Source organism: Streptomyces hainanensis, from assembly GCF_004348415.1.
GTDB classification, from domain to species: Bacteria; Actinomycetota; Actinomycetes; order Streptomycetales; family Streptomycetaceae; genus Streptomyces; species Streptomyces hainanensis.
The window spans coordinates 1-1,503 of record NZ_SMKI01000813.1 but is presented as its reverse complement, the minus strand read 5'-3'; the positions used below and the strand labels follow the sequence as shown (position 1 = coordinate 1,503).

Below are 1,503 nucleotides of genomic sequence, written 5' to 3'. Positions count from 1 at the left end.
CACCCGCCCCATCGACCCACCGCCGCCACCGACGGTGCCGTTTCGCCTCGTCGGCCCGAAACCCCGAACCCTCACCGGCAGGAGCCAACGTGATACCTCCCCGCACCAGACGTCGCCTCGCGGCCAGCGTCGCGGCCGCCGCCCTCGTACCGACGCTGCTGGCGGCCTCCTGCGAGGAGCCCCGGTCGGACACCGGCGAGGGCCAGTCGGAGCAGCGGTCCGAAGAACCGGAGACCGATACCGGGACGGGGGCGGATGAGCCGGCCGCGGTGCCCGTCGGTCAGTGGGACACCGAGCGGAAGGACACGGCGGCCCAGGGCGCCGCCCAGGCCGGCTCCGTTCGGCTCGCCGACGCCGCGATCAGCGAGCACGACGGCTACGACCGGCTCACCCTCACCTTCGACGAGGGCGCCCCGCAGGTCATCGCCGACTACGTGGACGAGCTCCCCAGCGGGGACGAGGAGCCGCCCGAGGTGCCCGGCGCCCACCATCTGATGGTCGTCCTCGTCGGCTCGGCCGACGACAGCGAGGTCCCGCCGGTCGAACCCACCGACGCCGTCCGCGCGGTCGCCGACTTCGGCGTCTTCGAGGGCGAACTCCGCGTCATCGTCGGCGTCGACACCCCTGGTGGCGGAGCCCCCGGCTACCAGGTGACCGCCGGCGAGAACGAGATCGTCGTCGACATCGCGCACGAACAGGCGGAGTAACGTGCGGGCCGAGACCGCCGGAGCGGAGGGCGTCGCGTTGGTAGCTGTCCCGGCCGGCTCGGTGACGTTGTCGGATCGACGCACCGAGCGGCGCTGGTCTGTCGACGTCGCAGCGTTCGAGCTGGCGGCGTTCCCGGTCACCCAGGCCGACTACGCGCGGATCACCGGTCAGCGGCCGAGCGCGGAGCCGGGCGACGCGCTGCCGGTGGAGAGCGTCTCCTGGTGGGACGCCGTCCGCTTCTGCAACGCCCTGTCCCGCGCCGAGCGGTTGACGCCCGCCTACCGTCTCGACCTCGTCGCCGAAGGCGGCCCGGACGTCGAGTGGGACGTCTCGGCCGACGGGTACCGGCTGCCGACCGAGGCCGAGTGGGAGCACGCCTGCCGCGCCGGCACCACCGGGCCCCGCTACGGCGACCTGGACGAGATCGCCTGGTACCGCGGCAACTCCGACGCGCGGATCCACGAGGTCGGCGGCAGGAAGCCCAACGCCTGGGGGTTGTACGACATGTTGGGCAACACGTGGGACTGGTGCTGGGACCAGTACGACCCCGAGGTCTACGGCACCTACCGGGTGCTGCGCGGCGGCGGCTGGTTCGACGAGCGTTGGAGCTGCCGCGCCTCGGTCCGCCGCCGCAGCCACCCCACCTTCCACACCGACGACGTCGGCTTCCGCGCTGCTCAACGGGCTGCGCGACCGTCACGAGGGGACGCGCGGCTGACATGTTGTTCCGTGTGAGCCCCCGCTCGCCCGTGCCGCTGGGCGAGCAGATCGCGGCCTGTGTGCGGGGCGCGATCG

2 protein-coding genes are annotated in these 1,503 nt (G+C 73.3%); both read left to right on the top strand.

Annotated elements, in window-relative coordinates; genetic code table 11:
* Positions 1-89 precede the first annotated feature (89 nt).
* Positions 90-707: an AMIN-like domain-containing (lipo)protein gene (locus tag E1283_RS37875; RefSeq protein ID WP_165956376.1), complete on the top strand. Its 618-nt coding sequence runs from the start codon at positions 90-92 to the stop codon at positions 705-707.
* 1 nt (position 708) lies between these two features.
* Positions 709-1,443, top strand: a complete 735-nt coding sequence (locus E1283_RS36140) for a formylglycine-generating enzyme family protein (protein ID WP_132822382.1) — start codon at positions 709-711, stop codon at positions 1,441-1,443.
* Positions 1,444-1,503: the final 60 nt, after the last annotated feature.